The sequence below is a fragment of the Streptomyces sp. NPDC028331 genome, from assembly GCF_055565775.1.
This window is the reverse complement of sequence record NZ_JBVHTR010000009.1, coordinates 92,315-107,376: the sequence shown is the minus strand read 5'-3', so window position 1 is coordinate 107,376 and position 15,062 is coordinate 92,315. Positions and strand designations below refer to the sequence as shown.

The following is a 15,062-nucleotide window of genomic DNA, read 5'->3' as shown; positions in this document are numbered from 1 at the left end:
AGCCGCGGCAGACGGTGACCGTGCAACCGGCCGCCCCCGCCGTCGCGGGGGCGGCTTTGCGGGTGTGGCGGCTCACCGTCCGTTCCCGTTGCGGGCGCGGTGCCAGGCGGCGTCGGCCAGCAGGCGCAGGCCGTTGAGGCCGACGATGACGGTGGAACCCTCGTGGCCGGCGACACCGAGCGGCAGCGGAAGCGTGCCGGCCAGGTCCCAGACGACCAGGCCGGTGATGAACACCCCGGCGATGACCAGGTTCTGCACGACCAGGCGCCGGGCGCGGCGGGAGAGCGCCACGACCGTGGGGATGGTGGCCAGTTCGTCGCGGACCACTACGGCGTCGGCGGTCTCCAGCGCGAGATCGGATCCGGCCCGTCCCATGGCGATGCCGGTGTGGGCGGCGGCCAGCGCGGGGGCGTCGTTGACGCCGTCGCCGACCACCAGCACCTTGCGCCCGGCCCGTTCCATCTCGTGCACGGCGGTGACCTTGTCCTGCGGGAGGAGGCCCGCGCGGACGTCGGTGATGCCGACCTCCGCGGCGAGCCGGGCGGCCGCGCGGGGGTTGTCGCCGGTGACGAGCACCGGGGCCGTGCCGGTCAGCTCGTGCAGGGCGGAGACGGTGCCGGCGGCCTCGTCACGCAACCGGTCGGCGATGCCCAGCACTCCCACCGGCGTGCCGTCGGCCGTGATCAGCACGGCGGTGCGGCCTTCTTCCTGCAGGGCGGCGGCGACCGCGGAGGCCGGATGCGTACCGTCGTCCAGCAGTCGGGCGGGACTGCCGACCGCGATCGTGCGGTCGGCGACGGTGGCCGTCACGCCCGTGCCGGGCGCGGAGGCGAAGTCCTCCACCAGCGGAATGTCCAGCTCACGGGTGCGGGCGGCGTCCACGATCGCGCGGGCCAGCGGGTGCTCGCTGGGGTGTTCGACCGCGGCCGCCAGCCGCAGCAGCTCGTCTTCGTTCAGGCCGGAGCCGCTCAGCGGGCGGATGTCGGTGACCCTGGGGGTGCCCTCGGTCAGGGTGCCGGTCTTGTCCAGCGCGACGGCGTCCACCTGCCCGAGGCGTTCCATGACCACCGCGGACTTGACCAGCACGCCATGGCGTCCGGCGTTGGCGATGGCGGACAGCAGCGGGGGCATGGTGGCCAGCACCACGGCGCAGGGCGAGGCGACGATCATGAACGTCATCGCGCGCAGCAGCGTGGACTGCAGAGCCGCACCGAACAGCAGCGGCAGGGCGAACAGCGCCACCGTGGCCGCGACCATGCCCAGCGAGTACCGCTGCTCGACCTTCTCGATGAACAGCTGGGTCGGGGCCTTGGTCCCGGACGCTTCCTCGACCATGGCCACGATCCGGGCGATCACCGAGTCCGACGGGTCGCGCTCGACCTTGACCCGCAGCGCCCCGGTGCCGTTCAGGGTGCCCGCGAACACCTCGTCCCCGGCCTCCTTCGCCACCGGCAGCGGTTCACCCGTGATGGTGGCCTGGTCGACCTCGCCGGCCCCGTCCAGCACCCGGCCATCGGCGCCGATCCGCTCACCGGGCCTCACCAGGATCGTGTCGCCCACGCGCAGTTGCCCGGTGGGCACTGTCTCCTCCCCGCCGTCGTCGCCCAGGCGGGTCGCGGTGGTGGGGGCGAGGTCGAGCAGACCCCGCACCGAGTCCGCGGTGCGGGCGGTGGCGATCGCCTCCAGCGCGCCGGAGGTGGCGAAGATGACGATCAGCAGCGCACCGTCCAGGACCTGCCCGATCGCCGCCGCCCCGAGCGCGGCCACCACCATCAGCAGGTCCACGTCGAGTGTCTTCTCGCGAAGGGCCTGCAAGCCCGCCCAGCCGGGCTCCCAGCCGCCGGTGGCGTAGGTGAGCGCGAACAGCGGCCCCCACGACCAGGCCGGCGCTGCGGTCAGATACAGCGGCAGCGCGATCAGGAACAGCACCGACGCGGCCGCCGCCCAGCGGGCCTCCGGCAGCGCGAGGATCCGGGTGCGCCGCCGGGGCGCCACCGCGTCACGGACGACGCCGGATGGCGCCGGGCGGGTGAGAGTGGAAGACAACGACACGGGTCCTTCAGGAATGGCAGGGCGAAACACACGGTCCGACCCCACCACCGTAGCAGGAAAGATTGAATATCCGTTCATGTATTCATGAGATGTGTCGGTACCATGAGCCCATGGGTCATGGAGCCGCACCGTCAGCAGAAGGCGTTCCGCGCAGGCGACTGGACGCTGCCAGCGCCGCCAAGGTCGCCACCACGCTCCAGGCGCTGGCGACCCCCTCACGGTTGCTCATCCTGGCCCGGCTGCGCGAAGGCCCCCTGCCCGCGACCGAGTTGGCGGCCGAGGTCGGCATGGAACAGTCCGCCTGTTCCCACCAACTGCGCCTGCTGCGCAACCTCGGCCTGGTGGTCGGCACCCGCAAGGGCCGCTCGGTGGTCTACTCGCTCTACGACAACCACGTCGCGGAACTCCTCGACCAGGCGATCTACCACATCGAGCACCTCAGCCTCGGCATGAGCGACGCCGGAGTCGCCCGCGACGAGCCGAAGCAGGAAGAAGCGGCTGTGCCGAGCGCCTGACCGGCCGGGCATCGAGTTCGGGCAGCGGGCCGGTGACCGCCGTCCTCCACAGGCCCGGTTCTCACCGGGACACCCCGGCGACAGGTGACCGGAGGCACGGCGCCTGACGGCCTGGCTCGCCGCCGCCGCGGGAGAGGTGGAGACGGCCGACCCGGCCCGGCCCCCCGGGTCAAGGGCTGGTCATGGATTAGGGAAGCCTGTGGGGGCAGGCGTAGTCTTTTCGTGGTTTGAACAGACACCTCGTTCGGTGAGGCGTCTTCACGGACACAGGCCACTGATCCCACCCGTCGAGAGACGCTCCGGATCAGGACAGGTCTCCCCGGCCCAAGGGGTGACCCCAAGTGGCTTCCCTCGCGGGGATCACGCCGTGGAGTGCCAAAGCTCTGACGAGTTGGGGTGTGCCGGGGCCGAATGCGCCCGGCTGCCCCTTGCCGCATGACCGCGCCCCGCTGTGCGCGGCCGGACCGGGAGGAGGCGAGATGGACAGTAGTCCGGGCCATAGTCGGCCCCTCTTCGTGTTGTCCGCGCCGTCCTTCCGCGGTTCGAGGCAGCGCGCTCTTCCCTGACTCGCCCGGCCCGCAGCCGGTGGCCCGCCCCGTTCACAGGTCTCGGCAGGCCGCGTGCCGGCGTGTGTCCCGGCGTGCCTGTGACCGCCGGTCCGGGGCGGGAGAGCACTGCTGAGGGCCGCCCGCTGCCCCGTCACGACGGGGCAAGGGGGTGTTCACCTTGACTGCCCAGACTCTGCTCATGTCCACCAGGGCTCGGTTCCGCGACCGTCGGGTCCACCTCGAACGCCGTGCCACCGCCACCAAGGCCGTGCGCACCTCCCTGGTCTCACTCGCCGGGCTGATCGGCGGCCCGGCCGCCAACCAGGCGGGCGAGGAGGTCGGCCGCGTCGTCGACGTGGTCGCCCGGCTGTACGGGGCCGAGCCGTACCCGCCGGTCACCGGGCTGATCCTGCGCATCGGACGCCGGCAGACCTTCCTCGCCGCCGACGCCATCGGCAAGGTGGAGGCAGGTCGCGTGGGGCTGCGCACCGCCCGTGTCGACCTGCGCGACTTCTCCCGCCGCCCCGGCGAGGTCCTGCTGGCCAAGGACATCCTCGACCACCAACTCGTCGACGTCGACGGCGTCCAGGTCACCCGGGCCGCCGACCTGTACCTGGCTCCGCTGGTCGGCCAGATCGTGCTGGTCGGGGTGGACGTCTCCCTCCCGACGCTGCTGCGCCGGCTCGGCCCACGCCGCTGGCAGGCCCGGCCGACGCCCGAGCGGGTCCTGGACTGGCAGGCCGTGGCCCCGTTCGCCGAGCAGGCCACCGAAGGACCCCCGGAGGTGCGGCTGCGCGCCTCCCGGGCCGCGCTGCACCGGCTGCGTCCCGCCGACCTGGCCGACATCCTCGAGGACCTCGGCCGAGCCGAGCGGCAGCAGCTCCTGGGCTGGCTGGAACCGGAGCAGGCCGCCGACGCGCTGGAGGAGATGGAACCGGCCGAGCTGGAGAACCTGCTGCGCGAGGCGAGGCCGGAGCACGCCGCCCGGCTGGTGGACGAGATGGAACCGGACGAGGCCACCGACGCGCTGCGCGATCTCACCCCCGAGGAGCGCGAGGCGCTGCTGACCCGGATGCCGGCCGGCGAAGCCGCGGAGCTGCGGCGGCTGCTGACGCACCGCGAGGGCACCGCGGGCGGCGCCATGACCACCCTGCTGATCACCTCCCGCCCGGACGAGACCGTCGCCGAGGTACGGGCGCAGCTTGCCGAACAGGCCGAGCACCGCACCGAGATCGACGCGATCGCCGTGGTGGACGACAACGGTCGGCTGCTGTGCGACATCTCGCTGTTCGACCTCGCTGTCGCCGAGGACACCTCCCCGGTCGCCGACCTGGTGGCCTGGCGCGCACAGTTCGGGCCGCCCGACACCGTCCGCCCCGACACTCCGCTCGCTCAGGCCGCCGACCAGCTCGTCGCCGCCCGCGCCTCCTCGCTCCTCGTGGTCGACGACTCCGACCGGCCCCTGGGCCGCATCCTGGCCGACGACCTGCTCGACGCCCTGTTGCCCGAACGCGGGCGCCTGCACTTCCGGAGGTTTCTGCAGTGACCCGCGACCTGGACACCACAACGGCCGCAGCCCCCGCCGCGCCCGCGACGCGGCGGCGCGGCCTGGGCCGTCTGGCCATGGTCGCGGCGATCGCCGGGCCGGGCCTGGTCGCCGCGAACGCCGGCAACGACGCCGCCGGCATCGCCACCTACGCCTCCGCGGGCTCCCAATTCGCCTACGGCACGCTGTTCTTCATGGTGCTGGTCACCATCGCCCTGGTCATGGTCCAGGAGATGGCCGTCCGCCTCGGCGCGCACACCGGCAAGGGCCTGGGCGCCCTGATCCGCGAACAGTTCAGCCTGCGCCTGACCGGTCTGGCGGTGTTCTGCCTGCTGCTGGCCAACACCGGTCTGGTCGTCAGTGAGTTCGCCGGCATCGGCGCCGCGTTCGGACTACTCGGCGTCCCCAAGTGGGCGGTCATCCCGCCGGCCGCGATCCTGCTGTGGGCGCTGGTGTTGTTCGGCTCCTACCGGTGGGCCGAACGCATCTTCCTGCTCATGTCCCTGGCGTTCTTCGCCTACCCCGTCGCGATGATCCTCGGCCACCCGCACTGGGCAGAGGTCGGCAAGCACCTGGTGGTCCCGCACCTCGAACCCGGCAAGGACTTCATCCTGCTCGCCGTCGCCCTGATCGGCACGACCGTCAGCCCGTACATGCAGTTCTACGCGGCGGCAGGTGTCGTGGACCGCGGCGCCAAGCCCGAGGACTACCGGCTGATCAAGCTGGACGCGGTGCTCGGCGCGGTGTTCGCCTGCATCATCAGCCTGACCATCATCATCGCCACCGCAGCGGCCATCGGCGGCACCGGCCCGCTGGACTCCGCCGCGCAGGCCGCCGAGGCCCTCCAGCCGGTGGCCGGGCGGAACGCGGAACTTCTCTTCGCCGTGGGCCTGATCGGAGCCTCCGCCCTGGCCGGCGCGGTGGTCCCGCTGTCCGCCAGCTACGCCGTCGGCGAGGCCGCGGGCGTGGAACGCTCGGTCTCCCGCAGCTTCCGCGACGCGCCCCTGTTCCTCGGCCTGTTCACCGCTCAGATCGTGCTCGGCGCCGCGGTGGCGATGACCCCGGTGAACGTCATCGAGCTGCTGATCGGCACGCAGGTCCTGCAGGGCCTGATCAGCCCGGTCGTCCTGGTCTACCTGCTGGTCCTCACCAACCGACGTTCCCTGCTCGGTCCGGCGGCCAACGGCCCCCGGTACCGCATCGCCGCCACCATCGTCGTGGTGGGCGTCGCGGGCATGTCCACCATCCTGCTCGTCCAGACCGTCCTGGGCTGGTTCGGCCTCGGCTGATGCCCCCGGCAGCCCGGTGGTCGTCCCGCAGTCGTGCGGGTGCTGCCGTGGCCTGAGCGGCGGCCGTCCGTGCCGTGGTGTTGCACCGGGCACGGCTCAGGAGAGCCCGGATGCCCTGAGTACCGACCGGGCCGTCTCGTCGTCGATCCGGTGGCCAAGGCGCTCCAGCACGTCGGCTCCCTGGCGCAGGGTGCCGCGCTCCAGGGAGCGGCGGATGCCCGTGTCGAGTTCGTGCCAGATCAGCGGGTTCGCCGAGAGGACCCGGGGGTCGAGTTCCAGGCGGTGGCCGTGGGCGTCGCGCAGGACCAGGTGGGAGGAGGCGCCGTCGTACTGGCGCACGGCTACGAGGGCGTCCGTGCGCACGGTGTGGCGGCGCCAGGGGCTCCGCACGGCGAGCCAGCCGTGGCCCGCGGTCACCCGGGGCGGCAGGAGGACGGCGAAGACCGCCGCGGACAAGGTGATCCACAGCGCGGCGCGCAGCGGTGTCAGGCTGCCCGCGTCCCAGTCGACCAGCAGGGCCATGGCGCAGAAGACGACGGCGCAGCTCACCGCGAGCCGGGCACTGCCGCGCCAGTGGCGGTCGCCGGCCGGGGCCAGTGGTCCGCTCCGGTTCACGACATCGACGCTAGGCGGCGACGCCGAGCCGGGCGACCGCTGCTGACGGGGCTCTGACGCTGTACCGGTGAATCTTGACGGCATCCTGACGCGGTGGTTCCGGTTCAGCCGACGTGGACCCTGGGGCGTACCGCACGGCTCGGCTCCGCCTCGCGCAGGACCTCCCGGGTGACGGGGTGACCTCGCCCTGCCGGCAGGCCGTAAGAGGCCCGTCAAAGGTGCCGGGGCCGCCGTATGGGAGCCGTCAACGGACGACCGAATCCGGCCAGAGACGCGCTTTCCTCTCATCGTCCGTTGCTCCCGAACCTCATTCCAGGAGTTCGCGATGGCCGATCTGGCCTTCGTCATCGCCACGCTCGCGGCCTTCGCGCTGGTGGTCCTCGTCGCCAAGGGGGTGACGAAGCTGTGACCGTCGAGAACGTCGTCGGCCTGGTCGTGGCCGTCGCCCTGCTGGGCTACCTCGTCCTCGCCCTGATCTTCCCGGAGAGGTTCTGAGACAGCAGATGGGTCCCGTACTCGCAGGCTTCCTCCAGCTGCTCGCCCTGATGGGCGCGCTGGCGCTCGCCTACGTTCCCCTTGGCGACTACATGGCCAGGGTCTTCTCCTCCGACAGGCACTGGCGCGTCGAGAGGTGGATCTACAAGGGCATAGGCGCCAACCCTGACACGGAGATGCGCTGGCCCGCGTACCTGCGCGGTGTCCTCGCCTTCTCCGCGGTCGGTGTCCTCTTCCTCTACCTGCTGCAGCGGCTCCAGGGTGTGCTGCCGCTGTCGATGGGTTTCAAGTCCATCGACCCGGCGCAGGCGTTCAACACGGCTGCGTCCTTCGTGACGAACACGAACTGGCAGTCGTACTACGGCGAGCAGGCCATGGGCCACGTCGTGCAGACCGCTGGTCTCGCCGTGCAGAACTTCGTGTCCGCGGCCGTCGGCATCGCCGTCGCGATCGCGCTGGTGCGAGGCTTCGCCCGGTCCCGTACCGGTGAGCTGGGCAACTTCTGGGCCGACCTGGTGCGCGGCACGATCCGCATCCTGGTGCCGGGCGCGGCGATCGCCGCGGTCGTGCTGGTGGCGTGCGGCGTGATCCAGAACTCCGCCGGCATCCACGAGGTCGGTCAGTTCATGGGCGGCTCGCAGCAGTGGAACGGCGGTGGGGTCGCCTCGCAGGAGGCGATCAAGGAGTTCGGAACGAACGGCGGCGGCTACTTCAACGCCAACTCCGCCCACCCGTTCGAGAACCCGACGCCGTTCACGAACCTGTTCGAGATCTTCCTGCTGCTGGTGATCCCCTTCTCGCTGACGCGCACGTTCGGCGTGATGGTCGGCTCGGTCAAGCAGGGCTACGCGATCCTCGCGACCATGGCGACCATCTGGGTCGGCTTCGTCGCCCTGATGATGTGGACGGAGTTCGCCCACCACGGGCCCGCCCTGCAGATCGCGGGCGGTGCCATGGAGGGCAAGGAGGTCCGCTTCGGCATCGGCTCGTCATCGGTCTTCGCGGTGTCGACGACGCTGACCTCGACGGGTGCGGTGGACTCCTTCCACTCCTCGTTCACCGGCCTGGGCGGCGGCATCACCCTGTTGAGCATGATGCTCGGCGAGATCGCGCCCGGCGGTACGGGATCCGGTCTCTACGGCATCCTCGTCATGGCCGTGATCGCGGTGTTCATCGCCGGTCTCATGGTCGGCCGCACGCCCGAGTACCTCGGCAAGAAGATCGGATCCCGCGAGATCAAGCTGGCCGCGATCTACATCCTGATCACCCCGGCCCTGGTGCTCGTGTTCACCGCGATCTCGATGGCCCTGCCGACGCCGCCGCACTCGATGCTCAACTCGGGTGCGCACGGTTTCTCCGAAGTCCTGTACGCCTTCACATCGGCGGCGAACAACAACGGCTCGGCGTTCGCCGGCCTGAACGCGAACACGGACTGGTACAACACCATGACCGGGCTCGCGATGATCCTCGGCCGCTTCCTGCCGATGGTGTTCGTCCTCGCCCTGGCCGGCTCGCTGGCCGAGCAGAAGCCGGTCCCGGTCACCGCGGGCACCCTGCGTACCGAGAAGCCGCTGTTCACCGGCCTGCTGGTGGGCGCGATCCTGATCATCACCGGTCTGACCTACTTCCCGGCGCTGGCGCTGGGTCCGCTGGCCGAGGGGCTGGCGTCATGACCACTCGTACAGAGAAGCAAGAGGACGGCATGTCCACAGGTACTCCGACGCTCGCGCCCCACCAGGACGCGCCGACGGGACACAGGCCCGCCGAAGGCCGGGTCGGTGCGGGTCTCTTCGATCCGAAGCAACTGCTCAAGTCGCTGCCGGACGCCTTCCGCAAGCTCGACCCGCGGGTGATGGTCAAGTCGCCCGTGATGTTCGTGGTCCTCGTCGGCTCCGTCCTGACGACCGTGTTCTCCTTCAAGGACCCGGGCGACTGGTTCGGCTGGGCGATCAGCGCCTGGCTGTGGCTGACCGTGGTCTTCGCCAACCTGGCGGAGGCGGTAGCCGAGGGCCGGGGCAAGGCGCAGGCGGACACGCTGCGCAAGGCCAAGACCGACACCGTGGCCAGGCGACTGGTGGGCGACGCCGAGGAGCGGGTGCCCGGCACCGACCTGAAGATCGGTGACCTGGTCGTCTGCGAGGCGGGCGACGTCATCCCCGGCGACGGTGACGTCATCGAGGGCGTCGCCTCGGTCGACGAGTCGGCGATCACCGGTGAGTCGGCGCCCGTCATCCGTGAGTCCGGCGGCGACCGTTCCGCGGTCACCGGCGGAACCAAGGTCCTCTCCGACCGCATCGTCATCAAGATCACGACGAAGCCGGGCGAGACCTTCATCGACCGGATGATCAGCCTGGTGGAAGGTGCGGCCCGGCAGAAGACGCCGAACGAGATCGCGCTGAACATCCTGCTGGCGTCGCTGACGATCGTCTTCCTGCTGGCCTGCGCCACGCTGCCGCCGTTCGCGGACTACGCGGGCACCCATGTGACGATGGTCGTGCTGGTGGCCCTGCTGGTCTGCCTCATCCCGACGACGATCGGGGCGCTGCTGTCGGCGATCGGCATCGCCGGCATGGACCGCCTGGTCCAGCGCAACGTGCTCGCGATGTCGGGCCGTGCGGTGGAGGCCGCCGGTGACGTGTCGACGCTGCTGCTCGACAAGACCGGCACCATCACCTTGGGCAACCGTCAGGCGGCCGAGTTCGTGCCGGTGCGCGGCACCACGGAGGCCGAAGTGGCGGATGCCGCGCAGTTGTCGTCGCTGGCGGACGAGACGCCGGAAGGCCGTTCCATCGTCGTCCTGGCGAAGGAGGGGTACGGGCTGCGCGAGCGGCACCAGGGCGAGCTGGCCGGGGCCGAGTGGATCGCCTTCACCGCCCAGACCCGCATGTCCGGCGTCGACGTGGACGGGCGCAAGATCCGCAAGGGTGCGGCCGGTTCGGTCATCGCCTGGGTGCGGGAGCGGGGCGGCACCGTCGCCGAGGACGCCGACACGACCGCCGGCCGCATCTCCGAGGCCGGTGGCACGCCGCTGCTCGTGGCGATCGAAGACGACCAGGGTGCTCGCGTGCTGGGCGTCATCCACCTCAAGGACGTCGTCAAGGAGGGCATGCGGGAGCGGTTCGAGGAACTGCGCCGCATGGGCATCAAGACCGTCATGATCACCGGCGACAACCCGCTGACCGCGAAGGCGATCGCCGAGGAGGCGGGCGTCGACGACTTCCTCGCCGAGGCCACCCCCGAGGACAAGATGGCCCTCATCAAACGGGAGCAGGCGGGCGGCAAGTTGGTCGCGATGACCGGCGACGGTACCAACGACGCCCCGGCCCTGGCCCAGGCGGACGTCGGCGTGGCCATGAACACGGGCACGTCGGCCGCCAAGGAGGCCGGCAACATGGTCGACCTCGACTCCAACCCGACCAAGCTCATCGAGATCGTCGAGATCGGCAAGCAACTCCTCATCACCCGGGGCGCGCTCACGACGTTCTCCATCGCCAACGACGTCGCGAAGTACTTCGCGATCATCCCGGCGCTGTTCGCGGCGGTCTACCCGGGCCTGGACAAGCTGAACATCATGCACCTGGCCTCGCCGGACTCCGCGATCCTGTCCGCGGTGATCTTCAACGCGTTGATCATCATCGCGCTGGTGCCGCTGTCTCTGAAGGGCGTGCAGTACCGGCCGGTCAGCGCGGACAAGATGCTGCGCCGCAACCTCGCGATCTACGGCATCGGCGGTCTGATCGCCCCCTTCATCGGCATCAAGCTCATCGACATGCTCATCTCCCTCATCCCCGGGATCGGCTGATCGCCATGAACAACTCGGTCACCAACACCGCCCGGTTGCTCTGGGCGGGCCTGCGGGCCCTCCTCGTGCTGACGCTGGTGACAGGCGTGATCTACCCGCTGGTGATCACCGGTGTCGCCCAGGGGCTGTTCCACGGCAAGGCGAACGGCTCGGAGATCAAGGCCGACGGCAAGGTCGTCGGCTCGTCCCTGATCGGGCAGTCGTACGACCTGCCGCTGAAGAAGGGGCAGCAGACGCCGGAACCCGACCTGAGGTGGTTCCAGGGCCGCCCGGCGGGCGGTCTCGGCGCGAACAGCGTGAACACCCGGTACAAGCTGCTGCTGTCCGGCGCCACCAACCTGTCCGCGGACAGCAAGGTGCTCATCAAGCAGGTCGAGGACGCCAAGGCCGCGGTCGTCAGGGACAACTCGGTGCCCGGCTACACGGTCAAGCCGTCCGAGGTCCCCGCCGACGCGGTGACGTCCTCGGGCTCGGGCCTGGACCCGGACATCTCCCCGCAGTACGCGGAGCTCCAGGTCCACCGGATCGCGGAGAAGAACGGCCTGTCCGTCGCCCAGGTCGAGAAGCTGGTCAAGGACCACACCGAGGGCCGCACCCTCGGCTTCATGGGCGAGCCCCGCGTGAACGTCCTCGAGCTCAACATCGCCCTCAAGGACCTCGTGGCGAAGCAGGGCTGACGGCGGTACCCGCCGATCCGTGCGGGAGTCGGCGGGCCGGGAGGGGCCCGGTTCCGTCGACTCCCGTGGTGATGACGACGGTCGCCGCGTGCCCGGCGCTCATGGCCTGACGTACGACAGGAAGGGCACACACCCATGACCCGGGTGCTCGTGGTGGAGGACGACCCGCAGCTCGTACGCGCCCTCGTGATCAACTTGCGGGCTCGCCACTACGGCGTCGACGCGGCGCCCGACGGTGCCACCGCGCTGCGCCTGGCGGCCGCACGCCGGCCGGACGTGGTGATGCTCGACCTGGGGCTGCCCGACATGGACGGCACCGATGTGGTCAAGGCCCTGCGCGGCTGGACCCCAGTGCCGATCCTGGTGCTGCCGACCCGTCAGGCGTCGGACGAGAAGGTCGCCGCGCTGGACGCGGGGGCCGACGACTACGTCACCAAGCCGTTCGGCATGGAGGAACTGCTGGCCCGGCTCCGGGCCGCCGTGCGCCGCACCGCGCAGGCGCCGCTCGCGCCCGGGACGACGCTGGTCGAGACCGACGACTTCACCGTCGATCTGCTCGCGAGGAAAGTCGTCCGGGACGGACGGGACGTGCGTCTGACCCCGACCGAGTGGCACCTGCTGGAGATCCTCGTCACCTGCCCCGGCCGGCTCATCACGCAGAAGCACCTGCTGCAGGAGGTGTGGGGCGTCTCCCGGACCACCAGGACCGACTACCTGCGGGTCCACATGGCCCAGTTGCGGCGCAAACTGGAAAGGGACCCCTCCCACCCCCGCCATCTGATCACCGAGCCCGGCATGGGGTACCGGTTCGAAGGGTGACCGTCGCCTGCGGTGTGGTCCGGGCCCGGACGGTCGTCGGGGGCGGAACCCCGCCACGCGAGCGTGGCGGGGTGGGAGCCGACGCCGCTGACCGTGATTCCACGCTGTCCGCAGGACGTCGGTCCGTGCGGTCGCGAGGTCATGCCGCGGAGCGCTTGGCCGAGACGAGATGCGCGAACACCACCACGTTGGACTCGTAGTCGTGGACGCTGCGGTTGTAGACACCGCCGCAGGTGATCAGCCGGAGTTGGGGGGTGGCGGCATCGGCGTAGACGCGGTCGTCGGGGAACCCGGCCTTGCTGAACGTTTCGACCGAGTCGACCTTGAACCGGGCGACGGTGCCGTCCGCACGGGTGATCTCCACCCTGTTGCCCGGCTTGAGGGTGCGCAGCAGCACGAACACCGCCGGGCCGGTCTTGGTGTCGACGTGGCCGACCACGATCGACGTGCCCCGCTCGCCCGGCGAGGCGCCACCCCGGTACCAGCCCACCAGGTTGGTGTTGCTCCCGGGCGGCGGGTTCAGGTGTCCGGAGGCTCCCAGGGAGAGCGCGATGAACGGCGCGTCCACCCCGATCTGCGGAATCCGGAGCCGCTTCGGCGCCGACCGCGGCAGTCCCCCCGTCTGAGGACTCGGTGTGGCCTCCACGCCCGGAGTCGCCGAGTCGACGGCCGCGGGCGGCTCGGCGTCCACCGGCGGGTCCAGATTCGCGGGCGGGACGGCGGCCACGGGCGGAGCCGGCGGCTTGGGGTCCGCCGGGGTGCCGGTCAGCGAGGTGTGGATGAGCAGAGCGCCCAGTCCCACCGCCACGGCCGGCCACATCAGAGCACGGCCGGCGGTACGACGGGGCGCGGGTCCGCTCCGCGGCCGATCCGGCGGGGCGGGCTGCGAGGGGGCCATCGGACAATGCCTCTTCATCAACGGGAGCGAGGATCGGACATCGGGGGCCGACAGCGGCCGGCCCCGGCGTCGCAGCCGCGGACGCCGTCACCCTTCACAGGGCGACGGCGGCCGCGACCGCGCAGCATCGGCGAGGGCCGGCCGATCAGGCACCGGCAGCACTCGACGCGCCCCGGCGCCGCAGCATGTACGCCCCCGCACCGAGGCCGCCGAGGAGCAGTACCGAGCCCGCGGCCAGGCCGCTGCCGGACTCCGCCAGCCCGCCGCCACCGGCCTTGACGCCACCGCGGGGCTTCTTCGACGCGCGCTCCTCGCTGCCGCTCGCGCCCGCGCCCTCCTCGCCCTTGGACTCCGAGCGAGCACCGGCGCGCTCGCCTTCCTCCTCGCCCTTGGACTCCGAGCGAGCACCGGCGCGCTCGCCTTCCTCCTCGCCCTTGGACTCCGAGCGAGCACCGGCGCGGTCGCCTTCCTCCTCGCCCTTGGACTCCGAGCCACCGCCGGCACGGTCGCTGCTCTCCTCGTCGTCCTTCGACGACTGGTCGTCCTCGCCCGACCAGCCGCCCTCCTGCTTGGCCATGGCCAGGGCGCCGCCACCGGCCTTCACCCCACCGCGCGGCTTGTCACTCGAACGACCGTTCCCCTTGCTCTTGGACTCCCCACCCTTGTCGCTGCGGCCCTCCTCGCCCTTGGACTCCCCGCCCTTGCTGCTGTACTCCTCGCCCTTGGACTCTTCGCCCTTGGACTCCTCGTCCTTGCTGCCGTACTCCTCGCTCTTGGACTCGTCGCTCTTGGACTCGTCGCTCTTGGACTCCTCGTCCCTGGACCCCTCGCTCTTGCTGCCGTACTCCTCGTCCTTCGACCCCTCGCTCTTGCTGCCGTACTCCTCGTCCTTGGATCCCTCGCTCTTGCTGCCGTACTCCTCGTCCTTGGATCCCTCGCTCTTGTGGCCGTGGTCCTTGCCCTTGTGGCTGCCGTGCTCCTCGCCGCCGTAAGAGCCGCCGTCCGCGGCCCGAAGCTCGGGCGCCGACAGCGTGTAGGCGGTGGGTGCGGAGAACACGACGGCGGCGGCAATCGCCGCGGAAGCGAACATGGTCCGGGTCGCTCGCATGAGAGGTAGTCCTTTCATCGCCACCACGAAGGCCGGCACCACGCCGGCACAGGGAAATCGCAGTAGTGACGTGATCACCTTCAACCCGAGGACCACCTCTCACCACCGCAGAACACGGCAACGGAGCTAGCTCGTACTCCCTCCGGGTGCCTGCAGGCCGAAAAGTAACCCGGTCGGCAGCACACCCATTAGTACTAGTCAGACCACGAATGGACGCGGGAGGTCGCGCGCCCCGACACAGATGTGCCGCACCCTTCGCGCCGGTGACGCGGCATCAGATGCCGACCCGGGCGGACGGGAGGCCGACCTTCGCCGATTCTCGCGCGCGAACGCTACTGATCCGGGCGTCACTTGGGTCGGCCCTGTGCCGCACGACGTGCCGTCAGGAGTCCGGCGGCCCGCGTCTGCGGCGTGGCGGCGGCGAACGGGTCGGGTCGGGCCCCGGGTGGCGCCGCCGGGGCCTATCCGCGAACGGGCCCGGCCATACTGGACAAGGCGCACTCCGGGCCGAGACGGGCGCCGGTGGCCGGGCACGGTCGGAGACGACGATCGCGGAGAGGTTCTCGGGGGCGTGGCCACAGGGGTGCGGTTCACGCGCTCCGCCTCGTCCTGGGCCCTCCGGCGGGCCGGCATGGCGCCGCTCGGGTGACGATCGCCCTCACTTACTTTGTCTGTTGCGCAAACCGGGAACTGATGGG

General features: G+C 71.0%; 12 protein-coding genes and 1 riboswitch. Of the genes, 8 read left to right on the top strand and 4 right to left on the bottom strand.

The window, feature by feature from the left end:
* Positions 1-72: 72 nt before the first annotated feature.
* Positions 73-2,046 (bottom strand): heavy metal translocating P-type ATPase, encoded by a 1,974-nt coding sequence (locus tag ACZ4SW_RS15780; RefSeq protein WP_468242880.1) that lies wholly within the window; start codon positions 2,044-2,046, stop codon positions 73-75.
* A gap of 116 nt (positions 2,047-2,162) precedes the next feature.
* Between ACZ4SW_RS15780 and ACZ4SW_RS15775 the strand changes: the two genes are divergently transcribed.
* The 3 genes from ACZ4SW_RS15775 (at position 2,163) to ACZ4SW_RS15765 (ending at position 5,950) form a co-directional block, all read left to right on the top strand.
* On the top strand, positions 2,163-2,567 hold the full coding sequence (locus ACZ4SW_RS15775) for an ArsR/SmtB family transcription factor (RefSeq protein WP_468242878.1): 405 nt from the start codon (positions 2,163-2,165) through the stop codon (positions 2,565-2,567).
* A gap of 232 nt (positions 2,568-2,799) precedes the next feature.
* Positions 2,800-2,970, top strand: a riboswitch (M-box (ykoK) riboswitch).
* Positions 2,971-3,314: 344 nt separating this feature from the next.
* On the top strand, positions 3,315-4,661 hold the full coding sequence (locus tag ACZ4SW_RS15770; RefSeq protein WP_468242875.1) for a magnesium transporter MgtE N-terminal domain-containing protein: 1,347 nt from the start codon (positions 3,315-3,317) through the stop codon (positions 4,659-4,661).
* Complete coding sequence (locus tag ACZ4SW_RS15765) at positions 4,658-5,950, top strand: NRAMP family divalent metal transporter (RefSeq protein ID WP_468242873.1); 1,293 nt, start codon at positions 4,658-4,660, stop codon at positions 5,948-5,950. The genes ACZ4SW_RS15770 and ACZ4SW_RS15765 overlap by 4 nt, the downstream gene beginning before the upstream one ends.
* A 96-nt stretch (positions 5,951-6,046) precedes the next feature.
* Here the strand turns inward: ACZ4SW_RS15765 and ACZ4SW_RS15760 are convergent, their stop codons facing one another.
* Positions 6,047-6,565, bottom strand: coding sequence for a hypothetical protein (locus ACZ4SW_RS15760; RefSeq protein ID WP_468242871.1), 519 nt, complete (start codon positions 6,563-6,565; stop codon positions 6,047-6,049).
* Positions 6,566-6,970: 405 nt separating this feature from the next.
* Here ACZ4SW_RS15760 and kdpF point away from each other — a divergent pair, with 405 nt between their 5' ends.
* The 5 genes from kdpF to ACZ4SW_RS15735 all read left to right on the top strand — a co-directional run bounded on the left by kdpF (position 6,971) and on the right by ACZ4SW_RS15735 (position 12,358).
* Positions 6,971-7,060 carry a K(+)-transporting ATPase subunit F gene (kdpF, locus tag ACZ4SW_RS15755; RefSeq protein ID WP_037770757.1) on the top strand — a complete coding sequence of 30 codons (90 nt, stop codon included), beginning with the start codon at positions 6,971-6,973 and terminating at the stop codon, positions 7,058-7,060.
* 8 nt (positions 7,061-7,068) lie between these two features.
* Complete coding sequence (gene kdpA / locus ACZ4SW_RS15750; protein ID WP_468242868.1) at positions 7,069-8,733, top strand: potassium-transporting ATPase subunit KdpA; 1,665 nt, start codon at positions 7,069-7,071, stop codon at positions 8,731-8,733.
* Positions 8,730-10,862 carry a potassium-transporting ATPase subunit KdpB gene (gene kdpB / locus ACZ4SW_RS15745; protein ID WP_468242866.1) on the top strand — a complete coding sequence of 711 codons (2,133 nt, stop codon included), beginning with the start codon at positions 8,730-8,732 and terminating at the stop codon, positions 10,860-10,862. The genes kdpA and kdpB overlap by 4 nt, the downstream gene beginning before the upstream one ends.
* Positions 10,863-10,867: 5 nt before the next feature.
* Positions 10,868-11,539: a potassium-transporting ATPase subunit C gene (locus ACZ4SW_RS15740; protein WP_468242864.1), complete on the top strand. Its 672-nt coding sequence runs from the start codon at positions 10,868-10,870 to the stop codon at positions 11,537-11,539.
* 135 nt (positions 11,540-11,674) lie between these two features.
* Positions 11,675-12,358, top strand: coding sequence for a response regulator (locus ACZ4SW_RS15735; protein ID WP_468242861.1), 684 nt, complete (start codon positions 11,675-11,677; stop codon positions 12,356-12,358).
* 139 nt (positions 12,359-12,497) lie between these two features.
* On the opposite strand, the gene ACZ4SW_RS15730 is transcribed toward ACZ4SW_RS15735, so the two are convergent.
* A complete protein-coding gene (locus tag ACZ4SW_RS15730; protein ID WP_468242859.1) occupies positions 12,498-13,256 on the bottom strand; it encodes a class F sortase in 759 nt (252 codons plus the stop codon).
* Positions 13,257-13,401: 145 nt separating this feature from the next.
* The gene (locus ACZ4SW_RS15725) at positions 13,402-14,364 is read right to left on the bottom strand and encodes a hypothetical protein (RefSeq protein ID WP_468242856.1); all 963 of its coding nucleotides are present in this window, start codon (positions 14,362-14,364) and stop codon (positions 13,402-13,404) included.
* Between the last annotated feature and the right edge of the window lie 698 nt (positions 14,365-15,062).